The organism is Dyella sp. NPDC103356, assembly GCF_055584465.1.
The window spans coordinates 160,497-174,858 of record NZ_JBVJLZ010000002.1 but is presented as its reverse complement, the minus strand read 5'-3'; the positions used below and the strand labels follow the sequence as shown (position 1 = coordinate 174,858).

11 protein-coding genes are annotated in these 14,362 nt (G+C 62.0%); 2 read left to right on the top strand and 9 right to left on the bottom strand.

The window, feature by feature from the left end:
* From ACZ6WW_RS04270 to nfi, 7 genes are all read right to left on the bottom strand, one after another.
* The gene (locus ACZ6WW_RS04270) at positions 1-2,322 is read right to left on the bottom strand and encodes a TonB-dependent hemoglobin/transferrin/lactoferrin family receptor (RefSeq protein ID WP_465273116.1); all 2,322 of its coding nucleotides are present in this window, start codon (positions 2,320-2,322) and stop codon (positions 1-3) included.
* Positions 2,323-2,681: 359 nt separating this feature from the next.
* Positions 2,682-4,061 (bottom strand): FAD-containing oxidoreductase, encoded by a 1,380-nt coding sequence (locus tag ACZ6WW_RS04265; RefSeq protein WP_465273115.1) that lies wholly within the window; start codon positions 4,059-4,061, stop codon positions 2,682-2,684.
* A complete protein-coding gene (locus ACZ6WW_RS04260; protein ID WP_465273114.1) occupies positions 4,058-4,522 on the bottom strand; it encodes a DUF4126 domain-containing protein in 465 nt (154 codons plus the stop codon). Before ACZ6WW_RS04260 ends, ACZ6WW_RS04265 begins: the two co-directional genes overlap by 4 nt.
* A gap of 216 nt (positions 4,523-4,738) precedes the next feature.
* Positions 4,739-5,449 carry an rRNA pseudouridine synthase gene (locus ACZ6WW_RS04255; RefSeq protein ID WP_465273113.1) on the bottom strand — a complete coding sequence of 237 codons (711 nt, stop codon included), beginning with the start codon at positions 5,447-5,449 and terminating at the stop codon, positions 4,739-4,741.
* Between the two features lie 73 nt (positions 5,450-5,522).
* Entirely contained in the window at positions 5,523-6,011 is a 489-nt protein-coding gene (locus ACZ6WW_RS04250; RefSeq protein ID WP_465273112.1) for a DUF6496 domain-containing protein, read from the bottom strand.
* A gap of 91 nt (positions 6,012-6,102) precedes the next feature.
* A complete protein-coding gene (locus ACZ6WW_RS04245) occupies positions 6,103-7,947 on the bottom strand; it encodes an ABC transporter ATP-binding protein (protein ID WP_465273556.1) in 1,845 nt (614 codons plus the stop codon).
* A 196-nt stretch (positions 7,948-8,143) separates the two neighbouring features.
* Positions 8,144-8,806, bottom strand: a complete 663-nt coding sequence (gene nfi / locus ACZ6WW_RS04240; RefSeq protein WP_465273111.1) for a deoxyribonuclease V — start codon at positions 8,804-8,806, stop codon at positions 8,144-8,146.
* A gap of 105 nt (positions 8,807-8,911) precedes the next feature.
* Here nfi and ACZ6WW_RS04235 point away from each other — a divergent pair, with 105 nt between their 5' ends.
* Positions 8,912-11,377, top strand: coding sequence for a DUF3772 domain-containing protein (locus ACZ6WW_RS04235; RefSeq protein WP_465273110.1), 2,466 nt, complete (start codon positions 8,912-8,914; stop codon positions 11,375-11,377).
* Between the two features lie 22 nt (positions 11,378-11,399).
* Positions 11,400-11,816, top strand: coding sequence for a VOC family protein (locus tag ACZ6WW_RS04230; RefSeq protein ID WP_465273109.1), 417 nt, complete (start codon positions 11,400-11,402; stop codon positions 11,814-11,816).
* 168 nt (positions 11,817-11,984) lie between these two features.
* Here ACZ6WW_RS04230 and ACZ6WW_RS04225 read toward each other — a convergent pair whose 3' ends face one another.
* Together ACZ6WW_RS04225 and ACZ6WW_RS04220 are read right to left on the bottom strand one after the other, a co-directional pair.
* Positions 11,985-12,482: a DUF3761 domain-containing protein gene (locus ACZ6WW_RS04225; RefSeq protein WP_465273108.1), complete on the bottom strand. Its 498-nt coding sequence runs from the start codon at positions 12,480-12,482 to the stop codon at positions 11,985-11,987.
* Between the two features lie 210 nt (positions 12,483-12,692).
* Positions 12,693-14,342: a serine hydrolase gene (locus ACZ6WW_RS04220; RefSeq protein ID WP_465273107.1), complete on the bottom strand. Its 1,650-nt coding sequence runs from the start codon at positions 14,340-14,342 to the stop codon at positions 12,693-12,695.
* Positions 14,343-14,362: the final 20 nt, after the last annotated feature.

The window sequence follows — 14,362 nt, the reverse complement described above, 5'->3', positions numbered from 1 at the left end:
TTAAAAAGCGATTTTCGCGGCGAGGCTGAGTGCACGCCCCGGCATGGTGAGGCGATCGGCGGGCAAGCCGCCGGTACCGCTATCGTTGAAGCCATTGCCGCTGACCAGATTGCCCAGCACGCCGCCGTTCAAATTGCCCCAGTCCCAATACTTTCGGTCGGTGAGGTTGGTGATGCCGGCATAGATCTCCAGGCTCGTCATCGCGCCCTCGTCGAACGGCGAGTAGTGCGCATACAGGTCGAGCGTGCCGTAGCCCGCCGGCCGGAATGCGGTCGGGTCGCTTAGCTGGGTATGACGACGCACGGCGGTACCGGTAAGTTCAGCCCCCCACTTGGCGGCGTCGTAGCTGATGCCGACGACAAGCTTGGCCGGATCAACGGTATTGAGCGGGCTATAACCCGTATCGCCCGGCTCGATCAGGCGCCCCGTTGCTACCGATGCACTGCCGCGCACGGCCCAGCCGTCCAACGCATCGCTGAAATGGCCGAGCCGCAAACTGCCGCTGGCCTCCAGGCCCTTGATGAAGGCACGACGCGTATTGACTGCCTGGAACAGTAGATTCTGCCCCGGCGGTGCCTGGTACCACGACGGTATCTGCGAGGGCGGCAAGGCGAAGCCGGACCAGATGAAATTGCGGTACTTGTTGTAGTAGCCACCGACGCTGAACCAGCCGATATCGCCCTTGCCGCGCACGCCAAGTTCGAAGTTGTTGCTGGTTTCTGCTTTCAGCTTGTCGTTGGGCAGGAACGCGATATTGAAGCCGGGAAACGGCTGCTCGTTCCAGGCACCCGCGATTTCGCTATATAGCGGCGGCCGAAAACCGCGCGCATAGTCAAAGTACGCACTCAATGCATCGGTAAAGCGCCAGACCACCCCGAGCTTGGGCGAGGCATAGCTCTTTTCGTAATCACGTTTGACGTAGCCAGGGTTGTAAGCGGCGTACAGCATGTCCTGTTCGGGCTTGTATTCGTAGCGCTCCAATCGCACGCCTGGCGTGACGGTCAAGTGGCCGTCGAAGAAACCCAATTCGTCCTGGCCGAACGCGGCATAACGATCGGTAGGGCTGGATGGGATCAGGTGCAACGGGTAGTTGCCGGGCATGGCCGGCTTGCTGCTACTTATCGCACCGGTGCGCTTGCTGATAGCGTAACCACCGGCCGTCGACTCTGCATCGGTACGCGATAACTCAACGCCGTAACTGATGGTCTGGGTGACGGCACTGCCCTCACCCAGCTGCTTTACGGCAACCAGCTTGCCGCCGGAAACTTTCTCCTGCAGAGGCAGGTTTTCATAGAAGCGCGCATAGGCGGCGGTATCGGTTTGCGTATCCGTGCGCGTGCGTGTCTTCTGCCAGTACGCATTCCACTCCAGCGTATCGGCAACAGCGCTATCCAGATGCGGATACCACTGCCCGATGCTGGCACGCATGCGCTGGTTTTCATCCTGCGAGCGGTAATAACCCACGCCCGGCGCGATATTGGACAGGCTATTGGTGTTGGTGCGCGTATTCGAGCCGTCCAGCGTCACACGATCGGCGCGTCCGCTCTGGGCCGTATGCACGTATTTGGCAAGGAAACTATCGAGCGTATATGTCTGCGGATCGGGACGCGTGCGTGCCGCGCCCGTGCCGCCGATATCACCCTCGTTCGCTGTTTCGTGGCCTTCGCGATGATTGGCGATAAACAGGATGCCGTTCTTCGCATCGCCGCCGGCCAAGGTTGCCGTACTGGTCAGGCTGCGATCGCTGCTGTCGTACTGCTCCTTGAGCGCCACATACGGATCATGCCCCGGACGCAGATAGTCGGCCGGATCCTTTGTCCGCAGGCTGACGACGCCGCCGAGCGCATCGGACGGATACAGCGCCGATGCCGGACCACGAATGATGTCGACCTGCTTGATATCGTCCAGATCGATAAAGTTGCGCCCTGCACGAAAACTGCCGCCGGCAACATCCGCACCGAACGACGCCGGTTGCGATACGCCGTCGATCTCGATACGCGTGCGGTTGCCCGACAGCCCACGGATGTTGAAGCTGTCCAGACCGAAGCGCCCCGCCGTACCGATCACCGACACACCCGGCTCGTACTTCACTAGGTCGCGAATGGTCAGCACCAGATGACGATCCATCTGCACGCGATCGATCATCGACACCGTGCCCGGCGTATTGAGTTGCAAGCTTGGCGTGGTGGCGGTGACCTGCACGCGCGGCAGGTTGGAAGCTTGGTCGGGGCTCGTGGACAACCCGGCCGGCTCGGCGGCCCAGGCAGTGACGGAAGACGACAACAGCGCGCCAATGATGGCGGCCAGCGGAGCGATACGCATGAAAGAAAAGGTCCTTTACCCTGGCGTGTGTGGAGCTGCACGCGGCTTGCTGGCAAGGACGCTCGAGGCATCGGTGGCTGGCGGCCGAATCAGGACCGGGAGATGCCGGTCCGCGAAAATCTAAATGAGAATATATCTCATTTAGATTTGGGTCGTAAAGGCCTGCGGCTGGCCAGGGAATCTTAAAAACCACCACCTACTCGTCATCCCGGCGCAGGCCGGGATCCAGTGGCTTCGGTTTTAGGTTTTCGCGAACGCGCCAGGCTCTGTCGCGACAACCTTGCGATAACGACACTGGATCCCGGCCTGCGCCGGGATGACGATGATTGTGGTGGCGAGGTTAGATTGTGGTGGCGTGGTTATTCGACGGGCTTCAAATCATTCGCAACCGTCGGCCACAGCTCCGACACGGTCGGATGGATCGGCACCGCCCATTGCAACGTGCTGATTGGCTGATCGGCATTCATCAGGTCGAGCACGCCATGAATGGACTCGTCGCCTTCCACACCGAGAATGGCCGCGCCGAGTATGCGTTGTGTCTGCGCGTCGGCGATAAGTTTCATAAAACCGGCCGTCTCTCCACGCTCAACCGCTCGCCCCACGCGCGACATCGGCCGTTTCGAAACCAACAACGGCCTGCCGCTCTTGCGCGCCTGGCTTTCGGTCATGCCCACGCGGCCCAGTGGCGGGTCGATATAAAGCGCGTAGCCGAGAATACGTTGCGACACGCGGCGCTGCTGCCCATCGAGCAGGTTCGCCGCGATGATTTCGAAATCGTTGTACGCCGTATGCGTAAACGCGCCACGCCCGTTGCAATCGCCCATCGCCCAGATGCCCGCCACGTTGGTGCGAAGCTCGTCGTCGACCTCGATATAGCCTCTTTCGTTGGTCTTGACGCCCGCGCGCTCCAGCGCGAGGTCGTCCGTATTTGGCCGTCGCCCCATCGCCAGCAGCACGCGGTCGGCCATTACCTCAGGGGCTCCCGCGGTGCAATCCACACGCACCGCAACACCGTCGGTACGCGGCGCGAACGCGATGCAGTTGGCATCCGTACGTATATGGATACCCTCGCCTTCGAGAATCTCGCGTATGGCCGTGGAAACGTCTTCGTCCTCGCGGGGGATCAGCCGCGACTCGCGTTCGACGACCGTCACCTCGGAACCAAAACGGCGGAACATCTGCGCGAATTCCAGGCCGATGTAACTGCCGCCGACGATCGCCAGATGTCTGGGCAAGGTCTCCAGTTGCAGAATCGACGTATTGGTCAGGTAGTCGATCTCGCCTACCCCAGGCATGTCCGGCACGGATGCGCGGCCGCCGACATTGAGGAAAATGTGTGGCGCGGTCAGCAGCTCATCGCCCACCCGCAAGCTGTCGGCGCTTTCGAAACGGGCATGTCCGCGCAACACGGTCAGGCCTTGCATGCCTTCGAGCCAGCGTTCGACATTGCCTCGCGCATGCGTGGCCACCGTCTGTCCGCGACCGATGACGCGCTGGATATCGATCCCGATATCACCCTGGATAAGCACGCCATACTCCGCCGCGCGGCGTGCCACATACGCGGCGCGCGCACTCGCCACCAGGGTCTTGGTCGGCATGCAGCCGGTGTTGACGCAGGTACCGCCGAACAGGTGTCGCTCGATCAGCGCAACCTTCATGCCTGCCGCTGTCAAACGTCCGGCCAGCGGCGGCCCGGCCTGGCCAGCCCCGACGATGATGGCGTCGAACGCGCGGCTCATGCCGGCATCGCCACGATCAGCAGGCCGCCACCGATGGCGACGATGTCTTCGAGGATCGCCGCCGGGAAATCCTTACCGAAAGTAGCTGCCAGACGCGCTCTTGCCCATGCGCCACCATAGGTGCCGATCGCGGCGCCGACGATACCGGCCACCAGGCCGGCGAGCATCATGCTGCCGGCTGCGCCAACCGTGGCACCGCACAGTGCTCCCGATACAAGTCGCGCCGAAAAGGGGACCGGCAACTTGCGGCTGGGTGTGGTGGGCAGTTTGTCGGTCACCAGTTCTGCCGCCGCCAATACGGTGAAAATCCACGGTGTAAAACGCCACCCCATGAAAGCGGTCCAGCTATCGCCTACCGAAAGCCATCCCAGATGCACGGCCCAGCTCACGACGGCCGGTGCGGTCATGGCGCGCAGACCGGCGACCATACCTATCAACAAGGCAGCAAGTACGAATGTCATGGACGACCCCTCCGGCAGTGAGCGAGCTGAAGATCGCATACAAACCCGCGGCAATCATACCCTTCCTACTCGTCATCCCGGCGAAGGCCGGGATCTATTCCTCAGTTCTCGCTTGTCAGACAGCTTTGGACAAGCCGCCATGCTGAGGAATGGATCCCGGCCTTCGCCGGGATGACGAGTTAGGAAAGCTGCCGCAGTAGTCCCATCTTCATGCACTCAAAACCGATCCGTACTCGCCAGATACCGCCACTGCCCCGGCTGCAGGCGCGCCATGGGAATACGCCCGATGCGAATACGCTTGAGCGACAGCACCTGCAAGCCGACGGCCTGGCACATGCGTTCGACCATGCTCGGTGCAATACGCTTCAAGGCAAAACGCAAGTGGTGCTCGTTCTGCCAGCTCACCTTGATCGGCGGTAGCGCATAATTGTTGAAGCTGAGCCCGTGGTTCAGTCGTGCCAGACCTTCCGGTGCCAGCGTGCCCGCGACCTCGGCAATCACCTCCTGCTCGATACGCTCGGAGTCTTCTTCCAAACGCCGTTTGACCCGCCAGTCCTGGGTAAATACCAGCAAGCCGCTGGCACTGTCCGGTAACGGCAAGGGTGATTCCAGCCGCGCAAAATGACGCTTCAACAGGCGCACGCCCGATGCGTCGTCTTCGGCATGACTGTCTATGGTTATCAAGGCACGCGCCTGGTCCGCAGTCATGTCCGCGGGCTTGTGCAGCACCAGTGTGGCGGGCTCCGGCGGAACCAGCTCGGCATTCGGATCGATCTCGACATGCTGGTCGCCGACCATGAACTGCGGCTCTTCGACCGTCTCGCCATCGACACGCACCCAGCCGCCTTCGATATACATCTCCGCTTCGCGCCGGGAGCACTGGGTCATCGCGGCGATGCGTTTGGCGAGGCGGACGGGTTCGGTCATGGAGGTGGCCTGGGATTCAAGGTGGCCATTGTAGGCGTCCTGCCCTCATAACGCCCGTAACACCGCGATTTGATCAAGCACGCTTTCTTGTGCGCGCCGCTTTCTTCGCGGCGGCCGAGCGGCCTGCACCGCCTTTTGTACGCGCGGCCTTCCTGGCCGCGGCCGAACGACTGCTCGCGGTTCGCTTGCTGGCAGCGCTGCGTGCCTGCCTTGAAAGCGCTGTCTTTGAAACACTGCTGCTGCCCTCGCGCTTCAAGGCCTTGGTGGCTGCCCGTTTACGCGTTGCTGTGGACTCGGACGATGTGCGTGCGGCTTTTTTTGTCGCCGGACGCTTGCGCGCCGACGTCTTTTTAGCTGCCGCACCCTTCTTGGGTATCTTTACGCCTGCACGGCGCGCCTTGGACAAGCCGATCGCGATCGCCTGCTTTGCCGATCGCGCACCGTGCTTGCCCTCGCGAATGTGTTCGATTTCCTCATGCACGAATTCCCCAGCCTGGGTGCTGGGTGCCTTGCCCGCGCGCTTGGCGGCCTGGGCACGCTTGACGGTTCTCTTCTCGGGCATAACGACTCTCCGCTATATCGGATGTAGCCGCACAGTGCACCGCACCACGTGAAGCAGCGGGCAAGAAAAAATCAACGCGATGCACGCGCGCTCAGGCGACGACGTCGTCCACCGCGGCCACGAAGCCACCCGTCTGCCGTGCCCATAGCCGGGCATACAGACCGCCGTGAGCGAGAAGCTGTGCATGCGTGCCGCTCTCCACCACGATGCCCTTGTCCATCACGACAAGCCGATCCATGCGCGCGATGGTCGACAGGCGATGGGCGATGGCAATCACCGTCTTGCCGCGCATGAGCAACTCCAGGCTCTCCTGGATGGCCGCTTCGGACTCTGAATCGAGCGCCGAGGTCGCCTCGTCGAGAATCAGGATCGGTGCGTCCTTCAGCAGCACGCGCGCGATCGCGATGCGTTGGCGCTGACCACCGCTGAGCTTTACGCCACGCTCGCCCACGTGGGCGTCGAAACCAGTGCGGCCCTCGCCATCGACCAGTTGCGGGATGAATTCGTCCGCGCGCGCCTTGCGCACCGCATCCATGATCTGCTCCTCGCTGGCGCCGGGCCGGCCGTAGAGCAGGTTGTCGCGGATGGAACGATGCAGCAGCGACGTGTCCTGGGTGACCACGCCAATCTGCGAGCGCAGGCTTTCCTGGGTGACCCCGGCGATGTCCTGGTCATCGATCAGGATGCGCCCGTCTTCGAGGTCGTAAAGCCGCAACAGGATATTGACCAGGGTCGACTTGCCCGCGCCCGAAGGGCCGACCAGGCCGATCTTTTCACCGGGACGCACGGCCAGGTCGAGGCCGGCCATCACGCCCGACGCTTTGCCGTAGTGAAAATGGATTTCTTCAAAACGCACGCTGCCCTGGCTGACCGTCAGCGGCACGGCATCCGCGCGGTCCTGCACGGCGCGCGGCTGCGAAATGGTTTCCAGGCCGTCCTGCACGGTGCCGACATTTTCGAAAATACCGTTGACCACCCACATGATCCAGCCGGACATGTTGTTGATGCGGATCACCAGGCCGGTCGACAGCGCAATCGCACCCACCGTCACCTTGCCCTCGCTCCACAGCCAGATAGCCAGAGCCGAGGTACCGACGATCAGGAAACCGTTCAAGGTGGTGATGGTGCTGTCCATAGCCGTGGTCAACCGCGTCATGCGGCGCAGCTTCTCCATCTGCTCGCGCATCGCATCGGCGACGTAGCCTTCCTCGCGCTCGGTATGCGCAAACAGCTTCAGCGTAAGGATATTGCTGTAGCCGTCGACAATGCGGCCCATCAACTTGGAGCGTGCCTCGGACTGCTTCCAGGAGCGTTCCTTGGTACGCGGAATGAAATAGGCCAGCGTGCCGACATAGGCAAACAGCCAAAGCAGCAGCGGCAGGGCCAGCCAGATATCCGCCTGCGCAAACATGACCAATGCGCTGCCCGTATAGATGGCCACGTACCAGATCGCGTCGACGATCTGCACGGCCGATTCGCGCAGCGATGCACCCGTCTGCATGATGCGGTTGGCGATGCGCCCGGCATAGTCGTTCTGGAAAAAGCCCAGGCTCTGCCGCATCACATAGCGGTGGTTCTGCCAGCGGATGCGCGCGGTGAGGTTCGGCAGAATGGTCTGGTTGACCAGCAGATCATGCAGGGCAATCAATACGGGCCGTGCTACCAGCGCGACAAAACCCATCCACAGTAGCTGGTTGCCATGCAAGCGGAAGAAATCCTTGCTCGGCACGCCCTTGGCCATGTCGACGATGCTGCCGATAAAACCGAACAACGACACTTCGACCAGCGCCACACCAAAACCCACCACGATCGTGGCCGCGAAGATCGGCCACACCTGGCGCAGATAGAACGCATAGAAACGCCATACCGACTTGGGCGGCATGGCGTCGACGGGTTCCTTGAAGGCGTCGATGAGGGATTCGAACCAGAGGAAAATCATGGGGAAGGCTCGGGTGGGGAGTGCGTAGTGTAAAGGGGGATGCGTGCGGGTAAGTAAAAGCACCTCAGTTTCGACTGTCATCCCGGCGAAGGCCGGGATCCACTCCTCAACGTAACTGCTTACCTGGATGTGTCTGACAGGCATTGACTGAGGAATGGATCCCGGCCTTCGCCGGGATGACAAGCTAGGAGGCCTAACGCCGCGACGCCAACTTGTCCGCCCAGCGCGTCGGTTCGGGTAGCCGATACGTCGTGCAACATTTCAGGACCAGATCCGCAGCCGTAGTCATGCTTACCCGATACCCGGGCGAAACGATCAACGGCTTCACCTTCTGCTTGCTGCGCAGCACCGTCCCGATCACCTTGCCGCGATAGACCAGATCGGCACGCGCCCCACGCTGCTCGCCCAGCTCACCGTGACTGCCTACCAGGATGCTTTTGGCCACCCCGATCGTCGGCAATCCGATGGTGACGCCAAGGTGCGCCGCAATGCCCAGGCCGCGAGGGTGGGCAATACCCTGCCCGTCGACAAAGACCATGTCCGGCGTTTGCGGCAGCCCGGCCAGTGCATCGAGCACCGCAGGCAACTCGCGAAACGACAACAGTCCGGGGATATACGGCATCCGCGTGGGCAGGCGCGCCACCACATGGGCTACCGGCTTGAGGCTGGCCGCGTCCAGCAGCACCGCCGCAGCGCGCGTGATGGCGCCGCCGGCTTCGAAACCGACGTCGACGCCGGCAATGTGTTTCAGCGGCCCAAAGTCGTCTTCGATAACGACCTGGGTCGCCAATTGGGTTTGCAGGGCACGCGCCTTGGCGACATCGCCATCCCATTCGGGCCATGGAATCGAAGACATATTCTTCCGTGCAGGGGCCGTAGACTGAACGCAGCATCGTACAGGACCGGCATAAATCGTCCGTGACGATTGACCCCATCCACCGAGCCCGGGATCATCCCCGAAATGCGCCTGCTACTTCGATTCCTGCTCGTCTTCACGCTCATCCTGGCCGCCCCCACGGCCTTGGTCGAGAACGCCCTGGCTGCGGATGCTCCCGCCGCGTCCGCGAGCACGCCCGCGCCGCCGACGGCCGATCAATTGAACGATCAACTGGCCGATATCCAGCAGCAGCTGTCGGCGAAGGAACGACCCGACGATGCGACCTTGATCGAGCTGCGCAACAAGGTGCAGACGATCCAGAAGCAGTCGACCGACCTGACCAGCACACTGACTCCGCAAAGCAACAGCCTGCAGGCCAAACTCACCGTGCTCGGTGCGCCGCCGGCCAAGGGCTCACCGCCCGAAGCTCCGGAGATCGCCAGCCAGCGCAAGGATCTGAACACCGCCAAGGCCGATGTCGACGGCCAGATCAAGCAAGCCAATACGGCCAGCCTGGACAGCGTGCAGGTGCTCAACATGATCTCGGCGTTGCAGCGCGATGCTTTCGAGGCACAGCTTTCGCAACGTACCGCGTCGCCGCTCACCGGCAGTTTCTGGTCGAGCCTGGCCCACGACCTGCCCAGCGACATGGCGGAACTTGGTCAACTCGGCCGGGACCTCGGTGCGGCCATACGCCAGGCGTGGCAGCCACCCAATCGCTTGCCTTTCGTACTGTGCCTGCTGGCCGCGATCGGCTTGCTGGTTGCCCGCCGCCTGATCGAAAAACTGTTCATTCGCCTTGGCGCCAAGCACCTCCCGCAAGGCCATCTCCGCCGCAGCACGCTGGCTACGATCATTACCCTGATCACGCTGGCCTGCGTCGGTTTTGCCGCCTATCTGGCCTATCTCTCGCTCAACTGGAACCATCTGCTGAGCGAGGATCTACAGAATCTCCTGCATGCCCTGGTGCGATTGGTCTGCTTCTGCGCGTACGTCGCGGGGCTGGGGCGTGCACTGCTCAGCGTGAAGCGTCCATCGTGGCGCATGCCTCAGGTGTCTGACGACACCGCCGAACATTTGCGCCCGTTCCCGTGGCTGCTGGCGGCAGCCGTCTTTGTCATGGGCACGGTCGACCAGATCAACAAGGACATCGGCGCCGGTCTGGCTGCCGTGGTCATCACCAACGGCACGCTGTCGCTGATCATCGCTTCGCTGATCGGTGCGGTGCTGTTGCGTATGGGCCATGCCCGCCGCGTCATGCTGGCGGCCGGCGATACGCCAGCCAGACGCCCCCTATGGGTTGGCCTGCTGGTCTTTGCCGCCTTTGCGGGCGTGCTGGTGTGCTGGCTGGCAGTGCTCAGCGGCTACTTCGCGCTGTCGTGGGTGGTAGCGCGACAGATCGTCTGGACCAGCGTCATCGTGCTGTCGCTGTATCTGTTTTCGCACCTGCTCCACGATGTGTTCGAAACGCTGTTTTCGCCCACCGAACGCACCGGCCAGCGCATGCAGGAAGCCTTCGGCCTCTCTGCCGAGCGGCTGGAACAGACCGCGACGATTCTTTCGGGCATATGCCGTGCCCTGCTTTTGCTGCTAGCGATCTCGCTGGTGTTCTCCCGCTACGGTGCCGGCCCCTCCGAGCTGAGCGGACGCGTGCTGCAACTGTTTAGCGGCGCAAACAACATCGGTTCGTTGCCGATCGTTCCCGGAGACATCTTCAACGCCGTACTGGTGGTGTTCTTCGGGATGCTGGTAGTGCGTGGCATCAAGCAATGGTTGAGCAACCAGTTGCTGCCCAAGACATCGCTCGAACTGGGCATGCAGAATTCGATCGTGACCCTGCTGGGTTATGTCGGCGGCATCCTGGTTTTCCTGCTTGCCCTGGCTGCGCTCAAGTTCAACCTGCAAAGCATCGCCTGGGTCGCCAGCGCGCTGTCGGTGGGTATCGGCTTTGGCTTGCAGGCCATCGTGCAGAACTTTATTTCCGGCCTGATCCTGTTGGCCGAGCGACCGGTGAAAGTGGGCGATTGGGTCAGCCTTGGCGGCGGTGTCGAAGGCGATGTCCGGCGCATCAACGTGCGTGCCACGGAAATCCAGATGAGCGACCGCTCGACGATGATCGTGCCCAACTCGCAGTTCATCAGCCAGAACGTGCGCAACGTGACGCTGGGGCATGCGCAGGGCCGCGTGCAACTGCAGCTGTCGTTACCGCTCAGCACCGATGCCAGCAAAGCGCGAACGCTTGTTCTGGACGTATTTCGCCATCATCCGGCCACGCTCGAAACACCCTCGCCCAGCGTCACGCTGGACAATCTCGACGGCGGCACGATGACCTTCGTGTGCACCGGCTATGTAAAAAGCCCGCGCGATGCCGGTGGCGTCAAGAGCGACATTCTGTTCGAGCTGTTGAACAAGCTGCGAGAAGCGGCGATTCCGTTGAGCAGTCCGCAGGACATGGTGATTCACACCGTGCGACAGACCGTCGAGAAATCCGAAGCGTCAACGGTCGTCGGCACTGACGATGCGCCAGGGGACGACAGCAAGAAAACCTGATTCTTCAGACCGGAGCGTGCTCATGACCAGCCAAGGCAGCACCATCATTCCTTCCATGCGCTACCGCGACGCGCGGGCCATGATCGAGTGGCTATGCAAGGCGTTCGGTTTCGAGAAAAACGCCGTGTATGAAGAAGACGGCGTCATCGTGCATGCGCAGCTCATTTACGGCAATGGCATGATCATGCTCAGCGAGGTTCGCGACAATCTTTTTGGCCGTCACTTCGTGCAGCCCGATCAGGTGGCCGGACGCGAAACGCAATGCGCCTGCGTTATCGTCAAGGACGTCAAGGCGCACTACGATCAGGCCAGGTCAGTCGGCGCGGTCATCATCGATGAATACGCCGAGCAGGAATACGGCGGCGCGGGTTACGCGTGCAGCGACCCGGAAGGTCATTTGTGGTGGTTCGGGAGTTACGATCCTTGGCAGGAACATTGAAAGAGCGTAAAGCCGGCCACTACGTGGCCTGTAAAGGGTAAAGAGTAAAGGGGGAAACCGGCACTCATAACTTCCGGCTCTTTGCTCTTCCCCTTTACTCTTTACAGCGCCGCAGGCGCGGACTTACAGCGAGCGCCAGCGAGCGCCAGCGAGCGACTTTACGTAACATCAACTACAAGCCTTCCCATGATCGGCATGAAAGCCCTTGGCCTTCGCGTCCGATTCGCTCATGTACTCGCCCTTCTTGGTACGGCCATACCACTTGTCAGCAGGACAGTGATAAACCTTGCTGCTGTCGTTGACCCAGACCATGCCCGGACCACCGCCCGGTGCGGCGGCACCGGCGGGAGCTGCCGGCGCGTGCGGCGTCGCGGCCGTCTTGGGTGCCGGAGCCGGGGCGGGAGCAGCTGCCGGCGCAGGCGTTGGCGTGGGTGCCGCTGTCGGCGCGGGAGCCGCAGCTGCCGGGGCCGCCGCAGCCGCTGCGGTGTACCACTCCTTGACGCCCTTGTGACCGGCGCAGGCACCACGCTTGCCATTGTGATCGGTGTACGTGCCGTCGTTGCACTGGCCGGTGGAACCGGCAGGCGCCGCAGATTGTTGGGCAAATGCAGGTGCGCCGGCCAAAGCGCATACGAGCAACGTGGCCATCCATCCAAACGATTTCATGTCGACTCCCTCCAAACGCATTCGTCTGTCGTGCCAACGCTATCGACGCGGCCTGCCGCGTTCGAAGCGAGGTCACACTCAAGCGTGTCTGATGCACGCTTGCGGCGGCGACTATGCCTGTAAAACACGCGAGCCGACACGGCGGCGCAAGAAGTCATTCAACCGCCAGACGGCCATTTCGCAAGTTCATGCGAATGGCCGTCGCGGCACTCAGGGCGCTTCCGGTTTCACCGGCTCCAGGCGCAGATCCTGGAAGTCGAAGCTGAAGTCGGTCAAGGGCGAAATCGGCTCCATCCGCACATCGCGAATCGAGCCGTCGGCATCGAGCGAGTACGTCACGAAGGCATCGGCATTGAGCGCACGATCGTCCCAGCGCACGATAAAGCTGTCGTGCTGCCACGGCGTCATCGTGCCGACCAGTTGCGCGGTCTTGGAGAAGCGCATGCGCAATTTACCGCCCTCGTTGCTGACGATGACATCGCCATACCAGCGGTCGCGATAGGTACCGGCATACTTCGCCAGCGCCAGCGACGGCTTGCCGTTCTTGTCGCGCTCTTTCTCGTGCTTCTTCCAGCTATCGTCCGCGTTGCCTTCGGCCTTCTTGACCGCCTTGTCGTAAGCGGCGACCCAATCGGTCTTGCTGCCGCTCATGTAGGCATCGAGTGCGCGATAGGTCACCGCATTAAATGCCGCCCCCGACTCCTGGTTGGTCAGCACCACCACGCCAAGATGCAACTCGGGTACCAGGGTCACACGCGAGACCATGCCCGGCCAGCCACCCGTGTGCCACACCAGGCGCTGACCGTGGTAATCGGACAGGAACCAGCCTTCGCCGTAACCGGCGAAATTCGGCTTGAGGCTTTCCAGTTCCGGCACCGGCGGCTTGTTGACCTTCATCGGCGTAAGCATCGACCACATCTGGTCCTGGCTGCTCTGCTTGAACAGTCGCTGCTCCTTGCCGCTGCCCGATGGCAGCACACCGCCGGCCAACTGCACGTTCATCCACTTGGCCAGGTCGTGCACGCTGGAGTAGATACCGCCTGCACCGGGATTATTCGACCAGGCCATCGGCGGCACCGGCTTGAGATCCTTGAAGTCGAACTTGGCGTGGCCCATGGCCACATCCATGCCCGGCTTGAGATAAGTCATATCGACCAGGGTCTCGTCCATGCCGACCGGTTTGAAGATGTTGTTGCGCAGGAAATCCGCGTAGCTCTGGCCGGAGACGTTTTCGATCACCAACGTCGCTACCGCGAACAGAATATTGTCGTACGCATACGCACTGCGGAAACTGGTCGCCAGCGGCACGTTGCGCAAACGTTCGACCACTTCCTTGGTCGTGTACGACGTCGGCGGCCAGTACAGCAGATCGCCTGCGCCCAGGCCCAGGCCGCTGCGATGCGCGAGCAGATCGCGAATACGCATCTCGTGCGTGACATAGGGATCGGACATCTGGAACCAGGGCAGATGATCGGTGACCCGATCGTCCATCTTCAGCTTGCCTTGCTCGGCCAGCATCTGCAGCGAGGCGGCGGTGAAGGCCTTGGTGTTCGATGCGATCGCAAACAGCGTATGCGCGTCGACCTGTTCCGGCTTGCCGACTTCGCGCACGCCGAAGCCCTGCTCCATGACCACCTTGCCGTCCTTGACGATCGCCACGGCGATGCCGGGCACCTCGAAGGTCTTGCGCGCGCTGTCCACATAGGCGCCGAAATCCTGCAACTGTGCCGGCAACGCTGCATCGGCAGTCGCCGCAGGCGACACGGGTTGGCTGGCTGGCGTCTGCGCAAAAACGTTCGTGGCGAACACGAACAAGGCGCAACAGCCAAGCAGGCGCGGGGACAAGGGTCGATGGGACATCGCTGGCTCCAGCCTTGGGC

Bases quoted from the DNA above. Each gene is read 5' to 3' on its own strand.
- ACZ6WW_RS04270 (WP_465273116.1), bottom strand. From the start codon at position 2,322: ATGCGTATCGCTCCGCTGGCCGCCATCATTGGCGCGCTGTTGTCGTCT.
- ACZ6WW_RS04265 (WP_465273115.1), bottom strand. From the start codon at position 4,061: ATGAGCCGCGCGTTCGACGCCATCATCGTCGGGGCTGGCCAGGCCGGG.
- ACZ6WW_RS04260 (WP_465273114.1), bottom strand. From the start codon at position 4,522: ATGACATTCGTACTTGCTGCCTTGTTGATAGGTATGGTCGCCGGTCTG.
- ACZ6WW_RS04255 (WP_465273113.1), bottom strand. From the start codon at position 5,449: ATGACCGAACCCGTCCGCCTCGCCAAACGCATCGCCGCGATGACCCAG.
- ACZ6WW_RS04250 (WP_465273112.1), bottom strand. From the start codon at position 6,011: ATGCCCGAGAAGAGAACCGTCAAGCGTGCCCAGGCCGCCAAGCGCGCG.
- nfi (WP_465273111.1), bottom strand. From the start codon at position 8,806: ATGTCTTCGATTCCATGGCCCGAATGGGATGGCGATGTCGCCAAGGCG.
- ACZ6WW_RS04235 (WP_465273110.1), top strand. From the start codon at position 8,912: ATGCGCCTGCTACTTCGATTCCTGCTCGTCTTCACGCTCATCCTGGCC.
- ACZ6WW_RS04230 (WP_465273109.1), top strand. From the start codon at position 11,400: ATGACCAGCCAAGGCAGCACCATCATTCCTTCCATGCGCTACCGCGAC.
- ACZ6WW_RS04225 (WP_465273108.1), bottom strand. From the start codon at position 12,482: ATGAAATCGTTTGGATGGATGGCCACGTTGCTCGTATGCGCTTTGGCC.
- ACZ6WW_RS04220 (WP_465273107.1), bottom strand. From the start codon at position 14,342: ATGTCCCATCGACCCTTGTCCCCGCGCCTGCTTGGCTGTTGCGCCTTG.